Source organism: Streptomyces sp. NPDC127084 (assembly GCF_042724175.1).
Taxonomy (GTDB): Bacteria; Actinomycetota; Actinomycetes; order Streptomycetales; family Streptomycetaceae; genus Streptomyces.
In genome coordinates, this window is sequence record NZ_JBHXFA010000080.1 from 30453 (window position 1) to 33957 (window position 3505).

Sequence of the window (3505 nt, forward strand, 5' to 3'; positions counted from 1 at the left end):
CCTAACAGCCCGTCCCGGCGGGGCGGGAACCGGGTGGCGACGGGGTGCCCCCCCCCGCTCGCGTTACCGGTGTGCCGCGCCGTCGTGCCACGGACGCGGCACACCGGGCACGGAAGGGTCAGCTCAGCGACCACTCAGTGGCAGGTCAGCGGACCCGGCGCAGCTTCTCCTTGAGGCTCTTGCCCTCCGGGGACTCGGACAGCGTGTCCCACAGCTTCGACGAGCTCACCGAGGTGTACACGCCGGGCGCGCCCTGGGCGGCGCAGCCCTCGCCGTACGAGACGACGCCGATCTGGATGGGCTGCTGGCGGCCGGGGACGGTCCGGAACAGCGGCCCGCCGCTGTCGCCCTGGCACGAGTCCTTGCCCTCGACGCCCGCGCAGACGTTGACCTTCCTGTCGTATTCGCGGTAGCTGACCTTGCACTCGTCGTGGGAGAGCATCGGCACCTTCACCTGACGGAGCCGGTCGGGGTAGTTGGTCAGCTCGGTGTCGGTGTTGCCCCAGCCCGTCACAACGGCCTTGGCGCCGGGACGTATCAGGGCGTCGGTCCCGATGGTCGGCAGCTTGATGGGGACAATGCCCTTGACGGGCTTGTCGAGTTCGACGAACGCGATGTCATAGGCCTCCTTCCCCTTGAGGTAGCGGGGGTGGATGGTGATGCCTCCGGGGTCGCCCTCGCCCTCCGACGGCCGGGCGTTTCTGACCTGCCCCTGCTTGGAGTTGGACAGGGTGGTACGGCCGACGACCAACTGGAGGTCCTTCGCCTCCATGCCGGTGACGCAGTGGGCCGCGGTCATGACCACGGTGTCGCTGATGAGGCTGCCGCCGCAGAACTGGCGCTTCAGCGCGCTGCCCTTGCCCTTGGTGAGCAGGGCGGTCATGAAGGGGTACGCGTCGCTGGACACTTCGGTGCCACCGATGATGCGAGCGCCCGGCTTGGACTCTCCGGACGCGGCCTGCTGACCCGCGTGAGCCGCCGGGGCGACGGCCGCGACCAGCACGGCCGCCGCGCTCGCGGCAATGGAGGCCACCGCCAGGCGCTTGGCGCCTTGACGGGATGGGGAAAGACGCATGGGGGTTGTCTCCACTTCAACGTGAATGAACCCCGGGCATGAAAATGCTCAGTACGCGGGTGCGAAGCACACCCGTACTGAGCCAACTGGCCTGCCCGGGAACAACGTTGGGAAACGCTAATGGAATTCACCCGAAGGCGTCAAAGAGTTCTCACAGGAAAGGGCGGCATGGAATTGGCGAATGACGATGAATCAGTAGCCCTCCGGTTCCGTCAGACGCGGAATCGGCGAGCGAGGTTCACTGGCCATGGAGACTTTCTCCCGGAAGGCCGCAGCCCGTCCCCCTACTCGAGGGAGACAGGCTGCGTGTCCGACTGCGTAGAAGAGCACCCCTTGCGCTTGCCCGGACCGGCTGGGTCCATGGATGCGTCCGCGTCCGTCCGGCGTGGCCGCCGACGACTCGCCGCAGGCGCTCAGCGGTTGCGGCACTCAGTAGTAGTGCCGACGTCCGCCCACCGCGTGCCCCACCGCTCCGAGCACCCAGAGCACCAGTCCGATGGCGACCAGAATGATGCCGATAGTCCAGAGGATGCTGATACCGGCCACTGCTCCGATGATGAGCAATATGAGTCCAAGGATGATCATTTGGTTCCTCCGATCCTGGAGTGCTCCTATTGCCGCGTCTGCCCGCTCCGGTCCCGCGCAAACGGCCTGTGCCAGGGCGCCGCCGACCGTATCCGGACGGAAACCGGCTGTACCCGTGAGGCCGTAGCCCACCCCGTCCCGCAGGCCTCGGGCCCGTAGACCCTCGTCCCGCAGGCCTCAGCCAGGGCTCACGCGGCCACGCCAGGCGCCGGTCTCACCGCCGCGCTGCTCGATGTACTGCTTGAAGCGGCGCATGTCGCCCTTGACGCGGCGGTCGATCATTCCGGCCATGGCCGCGGTCTTCTCGGCAGCTCCCACCGGTTCGACATCCATGATGAGTTCGACGCGTGTGTGTGTCGCGTCAAGCGCCTGGAAATGCACCATGCCCATCTGCTGGGTGTCGCCGCCGACGGTGCGCCAGGCGATGCGCTCGTCGGGAAGCTGGTCGACGATCTCGGTGTCGAACTCCCTGCGGACCCCGGCGATCCGGGTGGTCCAGTGGTTGTGCAGGGGGTCCACCTGCCGGACTTCCTCGACGCCTTCCATGAAGCGGGGGAACTCCTCGAACTGCGTCCACTGGTTGTAGGCAGTGCTGACCGGAACACCGACCTCGATGGACTCCTTGACCAAGCTCATCTCTCTGCCTCACTTTCCGCGCCCTTCCCATCGGCAGCGGCTCCGCCGAGTGTCGGGGCACCATTCGGCGGCTACCCCGATCACGCCGGATAACCGCCGCCGGCGGAACCTCACCCGGACGGCTGTGCGCCTGGCGCCTCGCCGCTCCTCGCGAGCAGCAGGAAGGAATGACCGGCGGGGTCGGCGAGCAGCCGCGACTCCCGGGGGCCTCCGATGTTGCTCGCGTCCACCGGTGTGGCGCCGAGACTGACGGCTTCGCGCTCGGCCGCGTCCACTTCTCCGGGTTCGACGTACACCAGGAGGTGCGCCTGCTGGGAGTCCTCGGGGCGGGGCCAGCTCGGTGGCGCGAAGCCGTGGTCCCGCAGGAAGGCCAGCAAGGCGCCGTCGGGCCCGGCGACCTCGATCCGGTCTGGGTCGTCCGTGGGCCGTACCTGCCCACCCAGCAACCCCGCGTAGAACTCGGCGAGTACCTCTGGTTCGGCGCAGTCGAGCGCGAGAACCGCCGTCCTGGCAACGGTCATTGCGGTGCCCCCTCCTCATCCTATGAAAGGCCGTACTTCGTCCGTCCCCGGCCTGACAGACGCGTACCCTCGGCAGCGCGTCTCAGTCGGACGGCGGCAGCAGGGTCCCCAGGGGCCCCAGGTCCAGATTGAGGTCGTCCATGGTCAGCCCGTACTCGGCGCACAGCCCGCTCATCCGATCGTGCAGGAGCATGAGCGTCGCACCGAGGCGCTCCTCCTGCTCCTCGGTGAGGTCTCCCTGGTCGACGCGGTGCAGCGCCTGACGCTCCATGAGTTGCCGCAGCAGTTCGACCAGGGTGAGGACAAGCCTGATCAGGTCGCGCTCGACGGTGTCCGGATCCGCGCTGATCCGGCGGGCGGGCGTGCGGCGTGCGCCGTCGCCGGGGCCGAGGTCCCGGGGCACGGCGGGGAGCAGCCGGAAGGCCCTGGCCGCGGCGTCGGCGACCTCGCCCAAGCGCCGGGCGGCGCCGTCGGCGCCAGCGTTGACGGGGGCACCGGCGGCGTCATGAGGGCTCATGACCGCCTCGCGGCTCGGCGGGCACCGCCCACGGCGATGGATTCTCGGGGGGGGGGGGGGCGGGAAGCGCCCGCCCGCGGTTTCGGAGAATCGTAGTGTAGAGGGGCGGGGGAGCCACCCACACCCCGCGGGCCCCCCCCCCCCCCGCCGGCCCCCCCCCCCCCCCCCCCC

5 protein-coding genes are annotated in these 3505 nt (G+C 69.4%); all 5 read right to left on the reverse strand.

Translation table 11 applies throughout. The annotated features are described in order from the left end of the window. Nucleotides 1-145: 145 nt before the first annotated feature. The 5 genes from ACFWI9_RS19585 to ACFWI9_RS19605 all read right to left on the reverse strand — a co-directional run bounded on the left by ACFWI9_RS19585 (nt 146) and on the right by ACFWI9_RS19605 (nt 3334). Complete coding sequence (locus ACFWI9_RS19585; RefSeq protein ID WP_387163612.1) at nt 146-1075, reverse strand: S1 family peptidase; 930 nt, start codon at nt 1073-1075, stop codon at nt 146-148. A gap of 429 nt (nt 1076-1504) precedes the next feature. After that, nucleotides 1505-1660, reverse strand: a complete 156-nt coding sequence (locus ACFWI9_RS19590; protein WP_387163614.1) for a DUF6131 family protein — start codon at nt 1658-1660, stop codon at nt 1505-1507. Nucleotides 1661-1837: 177 nt separating this feature from the next. Beyond that, entirely contained in the window at nt 1838-2296 is a 459-nt protein-coding gene (locus ACFWI9_RS19595) for an SRPBCC family protein (RefSeq protein WP_387163616.1), read from the reverse strand. A 110-nt stretch (nt 2297-2406) separates the two neighbouring features. After that, nucleotides 2407-2817 carry a VOC family protein gene (locus ACFWI9_RS19600; RefSeq protein WP_387163618.1) on the reverse strand — a complete coding sequence of 137 codons (411 nt, stop codon included), beginning with the start codon at nt 2815-2817 and terminating at the stop codon, nt 2407-2409. Nucleotides 2818-2899: 82 nt separating this feature from the next. Further along, the gene (locus ACFWI9_RS19605) at nt 2900-3334 is read right to left on the reverse strand and encodes a gas vesicle protein K (protein WP_387163620.1); all 435 of its coding nucleotides are present in this window, start codon (nt 3332-3334) and stop codon (nt 2900-2902) included. Nucleotides 3335-3505 lie beyond the last annotated feature (171 nt).

Bases quoted from the DNA above. Each gene is read 5' to 3' on its own strand.
- ACFWI9_RS19585 (WP_387163612.1), bottom strand. From the start codon at position 1,075: ATGCGTCTTTCCCCATCCCGTCAAGGCGCCAAGCGCCTGGCGGTGGCC.
- ACFWI9_RS19605 (WP_387163620.1), bottom strand. From the start codon at position 3,334: ATGAGCCCTCATGACGCCGCCGGTGCCCCCGTCAACGCTGGCGCCGAC.
- ACFWI9_RS19590 (WP_387163614.1), bottom strand. From the start codon at position 1,660: ATGATCATCCTTGGACTCATATTGCTCATCATCGGAGCAGTGGCCGGT.
- ACFWI9_RS19600 (WP_387163618.1), bottom strand. From the start codon at position 2,817: ATGACCGTTGCCAGGACGGCGGTTCTCGCGCTCGACTGCGCCGAACCA.
- ACFWI9_RS19595 (WP_387163616.1), bottom strand. From the start codon at position 2,296: ATGAGCTTGGTCAAGGAGTCCATCGAGGTCGGTGTTCCGGTCAGCACT.